Here is a 16,627-nt window from a genome sequence, read left to right on the forward strand (position 1 = left end):
ATCCTGTCGCTGCAAGCACTTGGCTATGACGGTGGCGAATCTTGTCATAATACATCAATTGAACTTTTTAGACCACAAAGATAAGTCAAAGAACGCTTTAATCAATTATTCGATATAAACTCTATTAAACCAATGAAATTCGACAATGGATCCGTACGCCGCCAGGACCGTCTGATGGACGAAGAGCGGGCATACGAAATTTTGAAGCAGGGAGAATATGGCGTTTTATCAATGTGCACTCCCGACAAGAGCGGTGCCTACGGGATTCCGCTCAGTTATGTATGGGACAGAGGAAACTCTATCTACATCCACTGTGCCCCGGTAGGAAGGAAACTGGACTGTATTGATGCATGTGCCTCCGTATCGTTTTGTGTGGTAGGCCGCACCCGGGTGATTCCTTCGCAATTCACGACAGCCTACGAAAGTGTGGTACTGCGCTGCACGGCCCATCACAGCCTTCATGAGGCAGAACGGATGTCGGCACTCTCGCTCTTTCTGGGCAAATACTGTCCCGACCATAAGATAATCGGTATGGACTATGCCGCCAAGTCGTTCCACCGTACGGAAATCATCCGCCTGGATATCGAAGAAATCAGCGCAAAAACCAAAAACAAGTTTTAATCTACGCACCGAACCCTTATATGGAATCAACCGACACAAAACCGCTCGAGCAAAATAAGACCTATAGCTACAAGGAAATCTGGCTCATCGCCTACCCCATCCTCATCAGTCTGATCATGGAACAGATGATCGGAATCACCGATACGGCCTTTCTGGGACGAGTCGGAGAAGTTGAGTTGGGAGCATCGGCCATTGCCGGAGTATACTACCTTGCCATTTTCATGATCGGCTTCGGCTTTACGGTCGGGTCTCAGATTCTGATTGCCCGCCGCAACGGAGAGGGAAATTACCGTACCATCGGAAACATATTCTACCAGGGTATCTATTTCCTGATGCTGGTCAGTGCGGTGATTTTTACGCTTTCACAGCTTTTCTCGGAGCAGATACTGGGGAGCCTTATCGCCTCTCCCCACATTATTGATGCAGCCACCGATTATATCCAGTGGAGAGTCTATGGATTCTTCTTCTCGTTTACGGGTGCCATGTTCCGGGCCTTTTTCGTAGGTACCACGCAGACAAGGACGCTGACCCTGAATTCGGTAGTCATGGTCCTGTCGAACATTTTATTCAACTATACCTTGATTTTCGGAAAATTCGGATTCCCGGCCATGGGCATTGCCGGAGCGGCTATCGGTTCTTCACTGGCCGAACTCGTTTCCGTCATCTTCTTCATTACGTATACGTGGAGGAAAGTCGACTACAGGAAATACGGACTCAATCACGTTCCGGGTATCCGGATCAAGGAGCTGAAACACATCATGAGCATCTCTCTCTGGACCATGATACAGAATTTCATCTCACTTTCCACGTGGTTCCTGTTCTTCCTTTTCATAGAGCATCTGGGAGAACGCCCGCTGGCCATCTCAAACATTATCCGAAGCGTATCCAGCCTGCCTTTCATGACGGTCATGGCATTTGCTTCGACCTGCGGCTCACTGGTCAGCAACCGTATCGGCGCCGGCCATCCGGAGGAGGTGCTCCGTCTGATTGGCCGTCACATCCGGCTGTGCACCTGCATCGTACTGCCGGTCATTGCCCTGATTGCCTTGTTCCCGCACGGTGTACTGAGAATCTATACGGATATTCCGGAACTCGTGGAAGCTTCCATCCCGACCCTTTGGGTGCTTTGTTCCGCATACTTCATACTGATTCCGGGGAATATTTATTTCCAGTCGGTTTCGGGTACGGGAAATACCCAGATGGCATTCAAACTGGAACTGGCGGCCCTGATGATTTACCTCATCTTCATCTCGGTAGTCATACTGATTTTAAAGGCTGATGTGGCCATCTGCTGGTTTGCCGAACATCTTTATGCTCTTTGCATCGGAATAGCCAGTTATCTGTATCTGTATAAAGGCAACTGGAGCCGGAAAAAGATCTGATCCGCCTGTACCGGAAGTTTATCCGGTACACGGATTTGCTACGTATTTCGGACAGGGATTTCAAGAACCATGTCCTTCACAGAGGGAAAACCCTATGAAACAATAGGGTTCTCCCTCTGTTCTTTTAGGTGAAAATCTTCGCTGTAATGTGCCCGATTGTGTACTTTTGTCTCAAACAAGAAAACAAAACAAATAATGATTCATAAAAGAAAGGAGGGCATTATGAAAGCCATTCGTATAAAATGTCAGTACGTGATTATCCTGCTCGTCAGCATGCTGGCGTTCACTTCATGCGATATTGAAATCATTGGCAACGACAACGGATATTATGAGAACAGCCGTTTTTTATGCAACAATCCCTGGATGGATGAATGGGTAGATACCTACCGGTGTTACCATTACCGGGAACTGGTATTTTTCCCCGACGGAACCGGTGAAATCTATACCTATGTAGAGGACGAATACGGCCGCGTAATGGAAAAGAGTACGGTGTACATGGAATGGGAATGGCGCAATCACTCTTACACCAGCCTGTGCATGTATTTCAGAGGAAAGGCTTCCTATATCGATGATATCTATCCGAGAGGCTATGACATGGAGTGCCGGATAGACGATGTACCGGTTGTACTGAAACCGGTGTATTAAAAAATCAGGCATCCTCCGGACACATCGGGAAACCGATAAACCGAAGGATGCCTGAAATGTATTTCATCGGTACTGTCATCAGTTCTTGTTCCAGAATCCAGGAACGAAGATCAACAGTACGCCGAAGAGTTCCAGACGACCGATCAGCATCAGGAAAGACAAGATCCATTTCACCAGATCGGGCAGGGCACTCCAACTGAAAGCAGGTCCGAAGGCTCCGAGTCCAGGGCCCACATTACCCAGACTGGATACGACCAGACTGAACGATTCCATGAAATCGATTCCCAGGAACATCAGTAGCAGCCAACTTACAAAAACCACAATCAGGTAAAACAGCACAAACGTGATTACGGTAGAAACCGTAGAAGAAGGCACTGTCTGACGGTTCACCTTTACCGGCAATACGGCACGGGGATGAATCAGACGGTTGAATTCGTTTTTGGCATTACGCAACACAATCAGCAGACGCATGCTCTTGATACCACCGCCCGTAGATCCGGTACATCCTCCGGCAAACATGGTATAAATCAGCAACAGCCACGTAAAGGGTGCCCAGTAAGAATAGTCATCCGTCGCGAATCCGCAGGAGGAATGAACGGAAGCGACCTGAAACAAGGCCTTCCGGAAGGCCTCCTCTATCTCGTAATTATTATGGTAAACCAGCGAGATACTGATCAGAAGGGTGACGGCTCCCACAGACGAGAGGAAATACTTGAATTCATCGTCCTTGAACAGGGTCATGAAGCGTCCTTTCAGACACATGAAATACAGTGCAAAGTTCAGACTGGAAAGAATCATGAAAATGGCAATGACGTACTCAATAAACGGGGAGTTCCAATAAGCCACGCTGCTCTGCTTGGTAGAATATCCTCCGGTAGCCGTGGTGGTGAAAGAGTGGCAGACAGCATCAAACAGGTTCATGCCTCCACACATCAGCAACGCTGTCTCGGTAACCGTCAGTATCAGGTATACGGTCCAAAGCCATTTGGCCATGATGCTGATTTTCGGATGGATCTTGTCGTGAGTGACCCCCGTAGCCTCGGCAGAGAACAGCACCTGATTGCCGACCCCGAAAATAGGCAGGACGGCAATGGTAAAGAAAACAATACCCAATCCCCCTATCCACTGCGTGAAACTGCGCCAGAAAAGCATTCCATACGGCAGTGACTCAATATCATCCAATATAGTGGCTCCAGTGGTAGTAAATCCCGACATCGTTTCAAAAAAAGCATCCGCTACGGAAGGTATCTCCCCACTGATGTAGAAAGGCAGCATGCCGAAGGCGGTAAACAGCACCCAGGTAAAAGCTACAATACAATATCCGTCGCGCCGTGACAATTTATTTTCGGCTCCCTTGCCTAATATCAGGAAGAGCCCTCCCACCACGACAGCAATAAGAGTAGAATAAATAAAATAGATATAATCGGGTTCGTTATAACTCAAGGAGACTCCGGTACAGATTAAGAACATGATTCCTTCCAAGAAAAGCAGGATGCCCAAAATTTTCAGGATCATTTTCCGGTTAATCAGACTTTTATTCCGGTTTAATACATTATCTGCAACTATTTCTTCCATTTCTATTTTTTGAAAAGTAACGTGCAAATCTAATGAAAAAAGATTGAAGAGAGAAGTACATACAAACAAAAGTGGATTTCAGGTGACAGTTTCTCAGAACAAACCGACCTTGAAATCCACTTTTATCTTTTCTTACGACATTGTCAAGCCTTTTCCACAATCCGGTCAGGACATGGTACCACCGATAATATCCAGCAACTCGTTGGTAATGGCCTGCTGACGGCTCTTGTTGTACAGCAGGGTCAGTTCCTGAATCAAATCATTGGCATTGTCCGTAGCAATCTGCATGGCCATGGTTCTCGCAGCATGCTCTGCCGCTACCGAATCCAGCAATACGGTGTATATCTTCATGCGAAGCACTTTCGGCAGCAATTCGCTTACCACGGTTTCGACAGAAGGTTCCACGATGTAGTCGGACTGCATTTCGCCGTTACCTGCATCGGCCATTTCCTTAGTCTTGCTCAGGTCAATCGGCAAATAGGTCTCACGGGTAAGTACCTGAGTAGAAGTCGACTTAAAGTGATTGTAAAGCAACTCTACCTGCTGGATCTCTCCCGAGAGAAAACGGGTCATCAGGGCAGATGCCAGCTCGGAAGCCTCCTGGAAATTAGGTTTTCCGCTCATATGCTGATAATCGCCTTCGGGAACAATGTCCAATTTCTTGACTGCATCAGCCACTTTACGTCCCACCGGATAGACAAGAATATTCTCCTTTCCGACCTGGCCCGCATACTGGTTGATCATCTCCGTCAGGTGGCGGATCACATTGGCATTGAATCCGCCACAGAGACTGCTGTTTGAAGCAAAGACAACAATTGCAACCTTTTTCACCTCACGCTTCACAATGAAAGGTGACTCTACACTGACGTCCGATTTCAGGAAATTCGTCAGCATATGATAGAGCCTGCGTTCATAAGGAAGCATATTTTCTATCGCCTCCTGTGCCTTATGCAGCTTGGAGGAGGCTACCATCTTCATCGCTGAAGTGATTTTCAGCGTTCCATTGATCGAATTGATCCTTCCTTTTACTTCCTTCAGTGATGCCATGATTCTTATTTATCTTTAAACTGTACAATTGTCTGGGCTGCCACTTTCTCAATAATCGCAGTAACCTCTTCATTGATTTTTCCGCTTGCCAGCACATCCAGTACATCGGCCTTATGATCGGCACGCATATTGTTGAGGAAGGCCTTCTGGAAATCGCGTACCTTGCTGATAGGAATATCACGCATCAGTCCGTGGGTTCCACAGTAAAGTATGGCTACCTGCTCACCTACCGGCATCGGAGAATACTGAGGCTGGATCAGCAGCTGATTGTTCTTTCGTCCGCGGTCGATGGCCATGGCAGTTACCGGATCCATGTCACTGCTGAACTTGGAGAATGCTTCCAGTTCACGGTACTGAGCCTGGTCGATTTTCAATGTTCCGGCCACTTTCTTCATACTTTTGATCTGCGCGCTACCTCCAACACGGGATACCGAAATACCTACATTGATGGCAGGACGGAATCCCTGGTTGAACAAGTCGGTTTCAAGGAATATCTGTCCGTCGGTAATGGAGATTACGTTGGTAGGAATGTAGGCAGAAACGTCACCCGCCTGTGTTTCGATAATCGGCAAGGCAGTCAGTGAACCTCCGGCTTTTACTTTTCCCTTCAGGCTGGGCGGAAGGTCATTCATCTGCTCTGCCACTTCCTGCTGGCTGATGATTTTCGCAGCACGCTCCAGCAGTCGTGAGTGCAAATAGAAGATATCACCCGGATAAGCTTCACGGCCGGAAGGACGACGCAAAATCAAAGATACCTCACGGTAAGCAACGGCCTGCTTCGACAAGTCATCGTACACCACAAGAGCATGTCGGCCGGTATCACGGAAGTATTCGCCGATGGCGGCACCTGCAAACGGAGCAAAATACTGCATGGCAGCAGGGTCGGAAGCAGTAGCCGCAACGACTACCGTGTAATCCATCGCTCCCTTTTCACGCAGGGCATTGACCAGGGCAGCCACCGTAGATCCTTTCTGTCCGACGGCTACATAGATACAGTAAACCGGATTGCCGGCTTCGTAGTTGGCACGCTGGTTGATGATGGTATCAATGGCAATGGCAGTCTTACCGGTCTGACGGTCACCGATGATCAGCTCACGCTGTCCGCGTCCGATCGGAATCATGGCGTCAATGGCCTTCAATCCGGTCTGAAGAGGCTCAGTTACCGGCTGACGGAAGATCACTCCCGGCGCCTTACGTTCCAAAGGCATCTCAAAGAGTTCACCACCGATTTCACCGCGTCCGTCCAAAGGAACTCCCAACGGGTCAATTACACGTCCCAGCATGCTTTCTCCTACGTTGATAGAAGCAATACGCTTGGTACGTTTCACAATCATTCCTTCCTTAATCTGATCGGTCGGTCCCAACAATACGGCACCCACATTGTCCTCCTCCAGGTTCATCACAGTACCCATGATACCGTTTTCAAACTGAAGAAGTTCGTTGGCCTCCGCATTCCGCAAGCCATAAATGCGCGCTACCCCATCGCTGACCTGCAGCACGGTACCCACCTCATCAAATTTCAGCGAAGTATCAATGCCTTGAAGCTGACTGAGCAATACTTCAGACACTTCACTGGGTTTTATAGTATTTGGCATAACTACTCAATTTTAATTTAAACAATTCTTTTGTTTCTCGCTAAAAACTGCTGGCGTACCCGTTTCAACTGATTCTGCACGCTCGCATCCAGACGGAATCCATCGAGCTCGATAATATATCCGCCAATAAGGCTTTCATCCGTACGCGCTTCGATTTCCACAGTTCCATGCGTACGCTCGCCTATCAGTTCCGACAGGTGTTTCACCAGGCGCTCGGAAGGAACGGCTGTAATCAGACGGCCACTGAAGATATGTTTGTCTTCACGATACAGGTCGATATACGACCATGCCATGAATTGCAGGAACTTTTCCCGTTTTGCCTCCAGTACCAACTGGAAGAAACGCTGCAGTTCCTCGCTTACAGACGTACCTCCTGCCGCTTCGCACAACAGTGCCATTTTCCGCTGTACATCAAGTATCGGATTTTCCAAAGCACGCCGCAATTCGGGAACAGCCATAAGATGACCGGCCAGCAACCGCACTTCATTGTATACAGTATCCTCCTTCCCTTGCGCCTTCGCATAGGCCAGTAAGGCTTTCGCATAACGCTTCGAAACGACTCCTATATCCATACTTCATGATTATTTTTTTGCCGATTCCAGCATTTCGTCCAGCATACGGTCAATCAGTTCTTGCTGTTCCTGGGTATCGGCCAGTTTGTTACGCATAATCTTTTCAGCAATTCCTACCGAGAGCACGGCAACCTGACGGCGAATGTCGCGGATTGCACTTTCTTTCTCGGTTTCGATCTGCTTCTTCATTTCTCCCATCAACCGTTCTCCTTCGGCAAAGGCACGTTCCTGAGCCGCTTTCACGATACGGTCGGCAGTTTCTGCAGCCTGAGTCAGAATTCTTGCCTGCTCATCATGAGCTTCTGCCAATATCTGCTCGCTTTCCTTTTTGATATTGGCAAGGCGTTCATTTGCCTCACGCGCCGATTTCAGCGAATTGTCAATATATGCTTTCCGGTCGTCCACCATCTTGATGATTACTGGGAAACCGTATTTCGCAAGAATAAAGAACACGGCTCCAAACACAATGATCATCCAGAAAAGCAACCCCGGATCTGGTGTTAATAATCCCATATTTCAAACCTTTTACAGGAAAGTTCAAGGAAGGCAGAACAAGGCTGCCTTTCCTATGCTTTCCAGATTTTTTAATTACAAGAACAATGTCAGCAAACAAACTACGATCGCAATCAATGCAACACCTTCTACCAAGGCAGCTGCAATAATCATGTTCATACGAATGTCTCCGGAAGCTTCCGGCTGACGTGCGATACCTTCCATGGCAGAGCTACCGATTTTACCAATACCTATACCTGCACCAAGTACTGCAATACCAGCACCAATAGCTGCACCTAACTTACCAATACCTGCACCCGCAATAGCTTGTAATAAAATTGACATTAACATAATCTTCTTATTTTTAAATGGTTATACTTTATCTTTAAATTAATTCTTTAATTATTCTTCAGATCCTTTTACTCTGGAAAGTCCGATAAACACGGCAGAAAGCATGGTAAATACATACGCCTGAATGAATGCGACCAGTACCTCCAATGCATCCATGAAAATACCGAATAATACAGCAACCGCAGTCATAGAACCATTGATAACCGCACCCGCCTTAACGGTAATAAAGATGATGGCTATCAGACTCAGGATGGCAGCGTGTCCCGCCATAATATTGGCAAACAAACGGATCATCAAAGCAAAAGGCTTAGTGAAAATTCCAAACAGTTCGATTACCGGCATCATCGGTATCGGCACTTTCAGCCACACCGGAACCTCCGGCCAGAAAATTTCTTTCCAGTACTCTTTGGAACCATACACATTGGTCAGTATGAACGTACAAACCGCCAAGACCAGTGTTACGGCTATGTTTCCGGTTACGTTGGCACCACCCGGGAAAATCGGAATCAGTCCCATCAGGTTGTTGACCAGGACAAAGAAAAATGCCGTCAGCAAATAAGGAGCGTAGCGCTTGTAATCTTCTCCGATACAACCTTTGATCACATCTTCATAGATCATCAGCACCATGGCTTCTACCATTCCTACTCCCCCCCGGGGAGCCCCTTCTTCTACCGGATGTTTCTTATACCATCTGACACAACTCATCAGAATCAGTAACAAGACCGCACTGTTGATGAACAGTCCCAGTACATTTTTCGTAATGGAAATATCAAACGGACGCACTTCCTCGCCAGCTGCATTGCGTTCCACAATCTTACCTTCGTTCGTGCCTTGAGAAGCAATATACAGTCCTTCATATTCCCCCTCTTTCAAGTGAGAAGAAGAGAACACATGCCATCCGGTACTGCTATGCACAATCACAGGAAGAGGAATGCTCCATTCTTTACCTCCCAGTGTAGCAATATGCCATTCATAAGCATCCCCGATATGTCCGAATACCAGTTCACTTACATTCACCTCTTCTTCCTCAGAAGGGGCGGCCGCTGCTACGGAAAGAGAGTCTGCCTGCTGTGCATTCAGCATTCCAGGAACGCTTACCAGTAAGAGCAAAAGCAATACGATTGATTTTAATTTTTTCATCAGTTCTTTTTTTTACTGTTCTTCAGTTTTGCCTCAAAGCGCAGAAAGAAACGGGTTTCAAAAATCAGGAAGGCAAAGAAGAAGAAGATAAACGTCAGCATGAAAGCCAGAATCTCATGCCCTATGACCAATGCATAAAACATCAGCACAATGGCGCTTAACGTAAACTTCAGCACTTTGCATATCATGTAGCACATAATCAGTTTTTCCAGTCCCAGACGATAAAAGAACGAAAACATGGCTATGTACAGCAGACCGAAAAGATAAAAGAATATAGGTATGGCCGGAAACCACAGGAAATACCTTTCGGGTATAAACATATGATATACTACGGCTACCAGGACCGTCAACACCACACCAATGAGAGTCAGCTCTCGAATAAAAACTTTTCTTACGGTCAACAAAAACATAGTATCGTGTTGTTTTAAAACCTGTAAAACAACCAAAACATGCTAAGGTTCAATCGCCTGCTTCACTTTTCTCAAAGTTCGGCACAGACAGAAATCTGATTATTACTCACTTCCACGAAACCGCCTGAGATATTCAGGCTCTGCATTTCCGTTCCCGACGTATAAGTCAGCTTTCCGGCCGCCAGTGCAGAAATAAGAGGAGCATGATTCTTCAGAATCTGAAACTCTCCTACCTGCCCCGGCAGCGTCACCTGCGACACCTCTCCGTCGAAAACCATACGCTCTGGTGAAACAATCACTAAATGCATTTCTTTCATATTCTTTGTTTTCTATTTCAACGCACAATCACCCTTTCGCAGCCTCAAGCAGTTTCTTACCTTTCTCGATGGCATCTTCAATCGTACCGACGTTCAGGAAGGCCTGTTCCGGCAAGTCATCCACTTCACCGTCCAGAATCATCTTGAAGCCTTTGATTGTATCTTCGATGGATACCATTACACCCGGTACACCGGTAAACTGTTCGGCTACGGCAAACGGCTGAGACAGGAAACGCTGTACACGACGCGCACGGTTTACTGTCAGACGGTCTTCATCGGACAATTCATCCATACCCAGGATAGAAATAATATCCTGAAGTTCCTTGTTACGCTGCAGGATCTGCTTTACGCGCTGAGCAGTCTCGTAATGTTCCTTTCCTACAATCAGCGGATCAAGGATACGCGAAGTAGACTCCAGCGGATCCACTGCCGGATAAATACCCAGCTCGGTAATCTTACGGCTCAATACCGTAGTGGCATCCAAGTGAGTAAAGGTAGTGGCAGGTGCCGGGTCGGTCAAGTCATCGGCAGGCACATAAACCGCCTGAACTGAGGTGATAGATCCGTTCTTGGTAGAAGTAATACGTTCCTGCATCTGACCCATTTCAGTCGCCAGTGTCGGCTGGTAACCTACGGCAGAAGGCATTCGTCCCAACAACGCGGAAACCTCAGAACCGGCCTGCGTGAAACGGAAAATGTTATCAATGAAAAACAGGATGTCGCGCGGAGCATTCTCTCCGTTCTGGCGGTCACGGAACGACTCTGCCAGTGTCAGTCCGGAAAGCGCCACTGACTGACGTGCTCCAGGAGGTTCGTTCATCTGTCCGAACACCATGGCAACCTGCGACTTTTCGATTTCTGAATAATCAACCTTCGACAAATCCCATTTACCTTCTTCCATACTCTTCAGGAACTCCTCACCGTAGCGGATAACGCCAGATTCAATCATCTCACGCAGCAAGTCGTTTCCCTCACGGGTACGCTCACCGACTCCGGCGAATACAGAAAATCCGTTGTGCTTCTTGGCGATATTATTGATAAGCTCTTTAATCAATACGGTCTTACCAACACCCGCACCACCGAAAAGTCCGATTTTTCCACCTTTCAGGTACGGCTCCAGCAAATCGATTACCTTGATTCCTGTAAACAAGACTTCCTGAGTCGTTGCCAGGTCTTCAAATTTAGGCGGTTCACGGTGAATCGGAAAGCCATCCGTCTTGTCCAATTCCTTCATACCGTCAATAGTTTCACCGACAACGTTCATTACACGTCCCTTAATTTGAGCCCCCACAGGCATGGTAATTGCCTGTCCGGTAGGAACCACCTCCATTCCGCGCTGTAATCCGTCTGTACTGTCCATGGCAACTGTACGCACGGTATCTTCACCGATATGCTGCTGTACCTCCACCACAAGCGTACGACCATCTTTACGAAGGATTGTCAACGCATCGTGTATTTTTGGCAGCGCATATTCAGCATCCTGTCCGTCGAATTTGAAATGTACATCGACAACCGGACCGATTACTTGCGAAATATGTCCAACGATTTTTGACATAAGCTTAATTTTTATTAAAACAGATTCTTTTTTCTATTACATCTAACCCTCAAAGTTCACACTCTAACTGTTTAATGTTTGACTAATCAGGTAACGCAAATTTAGCCAATAAAGTCCCAAAGGTGTACACCAAGATAACATTTTTTATCCCAATTCTTATGTTTTTAGACATAAATCAAGAGAAATTTCCCAAACCGATTAACATTGCGACAGATTAATACAGATAATTTCACATTGTATCAGGAGGCCCGTTTAACGACAAAAACCGGTTTCAGCAAAATGCCGGAACCGGTTCCTGTTTTTCTTCCTATCCCATAATGGTGGCTACTATCTTTCTGGGGCCTCCATAATCGCGGAACTCGCACAGATAAATTCCCTGCCAGGTTCCCAGATTCAGTTTTCCATCCGTTATCGGAATCACCAGTGAAACACCTGTCAGGCTTGATTTCGCATGACTGGGCATGTCATCTGCCCCTTCATCGGTATGAATGTACCGGGCGTCGTTTTCCGGCACCAGACAGTTATAAATATATTCCATATCCGTTCTTACACTGGGATCGTAGTTCTCATTGATGCTCAGTGCGCAACTGGTATGCTTTACAAACAGGTTCAGCAAACCTGCCTGGGGCAAAGCCGGCAGATTGGCAAGTATTTCCTGCGTAATCAGATGAAAGCCACGCTTACGAGGCTTCAGTGTAAAGGCTACTTGTTTTATTTCCATTCAACTATTTTTTGTAAGAGTCCTGTTTTTCCTGATATCTGCGGTCTCAATCCGGCAGTCCTATTCTTCGGAAAGCCGTCACTCACGCTTCCAGATGGAGTTGATTTTATGACGGATCACCCAGACATTCAGAAGTGATGCGAACAGGAACAACACCAGTCCTGCTCCTACCGCCACCCACAGGTTACCGTCTCCTGCTCCCGGAAGCAAGGCACCCAGCGTATCCAGATAAGCATCCCTGATCATTTTCACGGCCCACAGTCCCAATGCCAGTATGACAAAGTTCAAGGCAACCGTCAGCCCTTGGTAAGGGCGTGCCACCCTTGCCGGACTGTATCCAATCAGCAGCAGGTTCTCGAGTTTGACCGTATTTTTCTGCAGCAGCAAATAAATGCTCAGCATGAGAATGTACAGCGAGAGCACACTGATCAAGGCACCGACCGATATTACCACCCCGATAATCAGCTTCAGGAACCAGGCAGTCTTTCCCGTATCCAGTTTGTCTCCCTCCACTTCATATCCGTTCTTTTGCATGAACTGCACGATGCGTTCATCGGCAGGATTGTCGACTTCCACAATCAGGCGGGAAGTCTGCAGTTCCTTGTCTTCTCCATACAGACGATTTCCCCAATCAATGAACGACTCCGGCACAAGTATGGTGTTCAGGCGGTTCGAAAAACCGACAATACGGCCTTTCAGCAGTTTGACCTGCCCCCTTCCGCTGATGCGCACATCCAAGGCCACCATTCCCAGCATTCCTTCGGACAACTGAGGCAGGCTGCGGCTTTTCGCAAAACCGAAGTTGTACAGATTCAAATAATTACGGGGCAGGATAATCGGAATTTCCTCCTGTCCTTCCTCGTATTTCCATTCTTCGGGACGCACATCCAGGAAAGCATCAGGTACCGCCTCAAAAAACATGGCGGTAGAAAAACTGATTCCCTGAAGCCCCATCCCTGCCGACACGTTAAACCGGGCCGGCTTGAATACTCCCACCGCTTCGGCAAACGGCTGGGCACGCATCTCGTCCACTTCTGCTTCCGAAAAACTGGTACCCCGGCCCACCAGTGAGCCCAGAGCACTGACCTTCTTGCAGACAATGATATAGTCCTTACTCATGAAACTGTCGCCGCCCATAAAAAGCGGTTTCACGTCCTGATAGAACTGTACGCTGAGCAGGATAATGACCGTACCGCACAGATTGGCCAGAAAAAAGCCGGCCAGCTGTGCCTTACTGATATGCTGTTTCAATAATTTCCAAACCATCACACAATTATTTATGATCTTCAAACATACTTTTTACAGCGAAAGCACCCGGTTGTACTCCATAGGCAACTGTCTTCCTACTGAGGTCACAATGATTCCGACTCCCCGCTGCGTGACTTCCTCCCTGAGCATGCGTCCCATAATGCCCGCATTGACATCGTCCAGGTGACTGACCGGCTCGTCCAGGAAGATAAAATCAGCCGGCTGACAAAGCGCCCGGATAAATGCCACGCGCTGCTGCTGCCCGAATGACATCCGCCCTACCGGCTGGTCCCATTTGTCCGCAATTCCCAGCATTTCAAACCATTCCCTGATCTGTTTCTTCTCCCGGAATCCGGTCAGCGTATTTTTCAGATGCACATTTTCCCAGGCCGTAAGTTCCGGGAACAAACGCAGTTCCTGAAACAACATACTCAGCGAATTCTTCCGGCAGTCCACCCACTGTGCCACGGAGTACGAACGGATATTGACACCATCGAAACAGATAATTCCCTGATAATCTTTACGGTATCCATAAACATAACTGCACAGCGAAGATTTACCGGTTCCGGAAGCCGCCTCTATCAGATACACTTCTCCCCGCCGGAATTCCAGTTGCTTATGCCATACGTCCGACTCCACACGGTCACGTCCGGCAAAGACCTCCGGAAGCGTATGCTGCAATTCTATCGTTTTCATCTTCTTATACCATTAACGGAGCCCTATCCTGCGGATAAGCTGCTCCAATACATTTGTCTTATTGTCTTTCATCACCCACTCCACGCGGATATTGCTTCCATCCGCACTTTCCACGGTCAAGGTCTCCGCATCCGGCCATACCCCAGCCGCATCGGCAGCCACAAAGAAGCGCTGCCCCTTCACCCGGTTGCCCCAGGCCGTATTGGCAAGAGAAAGTCCCAGTACCTTTTCATCCAGCAAACGCTTGTCGTTCGTCAGGTACAGATGATCACCTCTCACCCCGAACCAAAGTGCAAGCGGTCCTGCCGGCAGTCCGATCAGGGAAGCATCCGTCGTCCGGAACTCATACGCCTTCTCGCCCTGATTGATCAGACGCGCCTGTCCGCCGGTCATTGCCAGCAACGGTTTCAAGTCCTCAAATGTCTGCAGGAAACCACTGCCGGTCACACGGGCATACGCCATAAACGCATTACTGTGCAGCGGATCCGGCATCGCCAGAGCCACATCTCCATGTATTGCCCCAAAAACGGCAGCAAAATCAATCGGAATCATGGAGTGCTCAAAAAGACGGCGCACATACGGATTCTCATTCAAGAAGTCATACAATTGCTTTCCGTCCGCATTGAAAGAAGCCCAGGCCCCCATTTTCTTCGGAAATGCCTCCAGGTACGTTCCTTCCAGCGGCCCAGTGACCTGCAACTGCTTCTCGAGCACCGACTGCACCACCTTGTCGGCTACCTGTGTCTGAATCTGCATCACGGCCTTTCCCTCACCGAACTCCAGTGCGGCAAGTGCCTTCACATCCTTCAGCTTCAAATCGCCCGAAAGTCCCATGGTCAGAGGAAGCACCGTCTGATAAGGAAACAAATCAAGAGAAGCAAGTGTCACTACCTCCCCCTTCGTCTCACACATGCGGGCATAGTCGGCAGTCGCCGTAAAGCCCTCACCTTCCTGCTGACGAAGCAGGCGGTCGGCCTGTCGCTGCAGACGTGCAGGATCTTCCCCCTTCGGAGAAGCCATGATCAGGAAAGCCCTGTCCGACCAGGCAGCCAGCATACCGCCCATCAGGGTCCACGACGAGCCGTCACTTTCGCGCACCTCGTCACACAACTGCTGCTGTCGGAGGAGTTCCACAAACTGCTCCAGGTCGTCCACATCCTTTACACGGAACAAAGCCCCCGCATATTCCGATCCGGAAGCCACAAATACAAATACCTTATCCGTAAACTGCAGGCCGCATCCCGACGGATCTTCCATCAGCCGGTCGAGCATGGCTTCCGACTCTCCCAGACTCTCTCCCAGCGTGCGCTTCAGCCAAGTACGGACCGTTCCTCCCTCGACATCCAGCAACCCCGCTTTCCGGGCCATGCCGTTCACATCCACGGCAGCAACCAGAGCTGCATCTGCCGGAAGCGCCTCCACATAACGCGAACCGTCTGAACAGGCAGCCAGCAAAAGCATGAGCCCCATTGTCCAGGCAGTCATTTTTTTCCGTATGATCTTCATTCTATTATTTCTGATTAAATAAGTTCATGATGTGTACCGCCACCAGTGCTGCTGTTTCCGTGCGCAAGCGTGACTTGCCCAGGCTGATGGCACGGAATCCGGCCTCTTCGGCTTTTTTCACCTCTTCCGGACTGAAATCACCTTCCGGACCGATCAGCACCAGCGCATCCTCTCCAGGCACCAGCACGTCCTTCAGCAACGGCTTCTCGCCTTCGTAACAATGAGCGATGAACTTCTGTCCGCCGAACTCCTTCTGCACGAACTTGTTGAAGTCAATCATTTCATTTACAATCGGTTTGGAAGCCTTCAGCGACTGTTTCACCGCCGAAACCACGATTTTCTCGACCCTTTCGGTCTTGATGACCTTCCGTTCCGAAAAACGGCAGTTCAGGAACGTCAGTTCGTCAAAACCGATTTCCGTTGCCTTTTCCGCAAACCATTCGATACGGTCCATATTTTTAGTAGGAGCCATTGCCAGATGAAGATGTCCGTTCCAGAACGCTTCCTGCCGGATGGTCTCTACCACCTTCACCTGGCAACGCTTCCCTGTTGCGGCACTGATGACCGCCTTGTAAAAATAACCTTTCCCGTCTGTCAGCATCACTTCATCGCCGATTCCCAAACGCAACACACGCAGGCAGTGACCGGCCTCCTCTTCCGGAAGTTCGGGTGACACCGCAATATCCGGGGTATAAAATACATGCATATTCTTCTTTTTTATTAAAATGATTCAACACAATATGCACAAAGGTAC

At 48.4% G+C, this 16,627-nt stretch carries 18 protein-coding genes; 3 read left to right on the plus strand and 15 right to left on the minus strand.

The window, feature by feature from the left end:
* Positions 1–132 precede the first annotated feature (132 nt).
* From H3001_RS11790 to H3001_RS11800, 3 genes are all read left to right on the plus strand, one after another.
* A complete protein-coding gene (locus H3001_RS11790) occupies positions 133–621 on the plus strand; it encodes a pyridoxamine 5'-phosphate oxidase family protein (protein ID WP_181215018.1) in 489 nt (162 codons plus the stop codon).
* Positions 622–641: 20 nt separating this feature from the next.
* Entirely contained in the window at positions 642–2,003 is a 1,362-nt protein-coding gene (locus tag H3001_RS11795; protein WP_178243536.1) for an MATE family efflux transporter, read from the plus strand.
* A 222-nt stretch (positions 2,004–2,225) separates the two neighbouring features.
* On the plus strand, positions 2,226–2,648 hold the full coding sequence (locus H3001_RS11800) for a hypothetical protein (RefSeq protein ID WP_178243537.1): 423 nt from the start codon (positions 2,226–2,228) through the stop codon (positions 2,646–2,648).
* Positions 2,649–2,726: 78 nt separating this feature from the next.
* Here the strand turns inward: H3001_RS11800 and H3001_RS11805 are convergent, their stop codons facing one another.
* From H3001_RS11805 to H3001_RS11875, 15 genes are all read right to left on the minus strand, one after another.
* On the minus strand, positions 2,727–4,223 hold the full coding sequence (locus tag H3001_RS11805; RefSeq protein WP_178243538.1) for a TrkH family potassium uptake protein: 1,497 nt from the start codon (positions 4,221–4,223) through the stop codon (positions 2,727–2,729).
* A 165-nt stretch (positions 4,224–4,388) separates the two neighbouring features.
* Entirely contained in the window at positions 4,389–5,270 is an 882-nt protein-coding gene (locus H3001_RS11810) for a F0F1 ATP synthase subunit gamma (RefSeq protein ID WP_181215019.1), read from the minus strand.
* Positions 5,271–5,275: 5 nt separating this feature from the next.
* Complete coding sequence (gene atpA / locus H3001_RS11815) at positions 5,276–6,865, minus strand: F0F1 ATP synthase subunit alpha (RefSeq protein ID WP_178243540.1); 1,590 nt, start codon at positions 6,863–6,865, stop codon at positions 5,276–5,278.
* 17 nt (positions 6,866–6,882) lie between these two features.
* A complete protein-coding gene (locus tag H3001_RS11820) occupies positions 6,883–7,437 on the minus strand; it encodes a F0F1 ATP synthase subunit delta (protein ID WP_178243541.1) in 555 nt (184 codons plus the stop codon).
* A 9-nt stretch (positions 7,438–7,446) separates the two neighbouring features.
* Entirely contained in the window at positions 7,447–7,950 is a 504-nt protein-coding gene (gene atpF / locus H3001_RS11825; RefSeq protein ID WP_178243542.1) for a F0F1 ATP synthase subunit B, read from the minus strand.
* Positions 7,951–8,025: 75 nt separating this feature from the next.
* Positions 8,026–8,280: an ATP synthase F0 subunit C gene (atpE, locus tag H3001_RS11830; protein ID WP_178243543.1), complete on the minus strand. Its 255-nt coding sequence runs from the start codon at positions 8,278–8,280 to the stop codon at positions 8,026–8,028.
* 51 nt (positions 8,281–8,331) lie between these two features.
* Entirely contained in the window at positions 8,332–9,420 is a 1,089-nt protein-coding gene (gene atpB, locus H3001_RS11835) for a F0F1 ATP synthase subunit A (protein ID WP_178243544.1), read from the minus strand.
* Positions 9,420–9,830 (minus strand): hypothetical protein, encoded by a 411-nt coding sequence (locus H3001_RS11840; RefSeq protein ID WP_178243545.1) that lies wholly within the window; start codon positions 9,828–9,830, stop codon positions 9,420–9,422. Before H3001_RS11840 ends, atpB begins: the two co-directional genes overlap by 1 nt.
* Positions 9,831–9,901: 71 nt before the next feature.
* Positions 9,902–10,147: an ATP synthase F1 subunit epsilon gene (gene atpC / locus H3001_RS11845; protein WP_178243546.1), complete on the minus strand. Its 246-nt coding sequence runs from the start codon at positions 10,145–10,147 to the stop codon at positions 9,902–9,904.
* 28 nt (positions 10,148–10,175) lie between these two features.
* A complete protein-coding gene (atpD, locus tag H3001_RS11850; RefSeq protein WP_178243547.1) occupies positions 10,176–11,702 on the minus strand; it encodes a F0F1 ATP synthase subunit beta in 1,527 nt (508 codons plus the stop codon).
* Positions 11,703–12,009: 307 nt separating this feature from the next.
* Positions 12,010–12,423 (minus strand): secondary thiamine-phosphate synthase enzyme YjbQ, encoded by a 414-nt coding sequence (locus tag H3001_RS11855; protein WP_181215020.1) that lies wholly within the window; start codon positions 12,421–12,423, stop codon positions 12,010–12,012.
* Between the two features lie 78 nt (positions 12,424–12,501).
* The gene (locus H3001_RS11860) at positions 12,502–13,689 is read right to left on the minus strand and encodes an ABC transporter permease (RefSeq protein WP_181215021.1); all 1,188 of its coding nucleotides are present in this window, start codon (positions 13,687–13,689) and stop codon (positions 12,502–12,504) included.
* A gap of 33 nt (positions 13,690–13,722) precedes the next feature.
* Complete coding sequence (locus tag H3001_RS11865) at positions 13,723–14,367, minus strand: ATP-binding cassette domain-containing protein (protein WP_178243550.1); 645 nt, start codon at positions 14,365–14,367, stop codon at positions 13,723–13,725.
* 12 nt (positions 14,368–14,379) lie between these two features.
* The gene (locus tag H3001_RS11870) at positions 14,380–15,873 is read right to left on the minus strand and encodes a DUF4836 family protein (RefSeq protein ID WP_181215022.1); all 1,494 of its coding nucleotides are present in this window, start codon (positions 15,871–15,873) and stop codon (positions 14,380–14,382) included.
* A 4-nt stretch (positions 15,874–15,877) separates the two neighbouring features.
* On the minus strand, positions 15,878–16,579 hold the full coding sequence (locus H3001_RS11875) for a 16S rRNA (uracil(1498)-N(3))-methyltransferase (protein WP_178243552.1): 702 nt from the start codon (positions 16,577–16,579) through the stop codon (positions 15,878–15,880).
* Between the last annotated feature and the right edge of the window lie 48 nt (positions 16,580–16,627).

Origin of the sequence: Phocaeicola faecicola (assembly GCF_013618865.1) — a bacterium.
Taxonomy (GTDB): Bacteria; Bacteroidota; Bacteroidia; order Bacteroidales; family Bacteroidaceae; genus Phocaeicola; species Phocaeicola faecicola.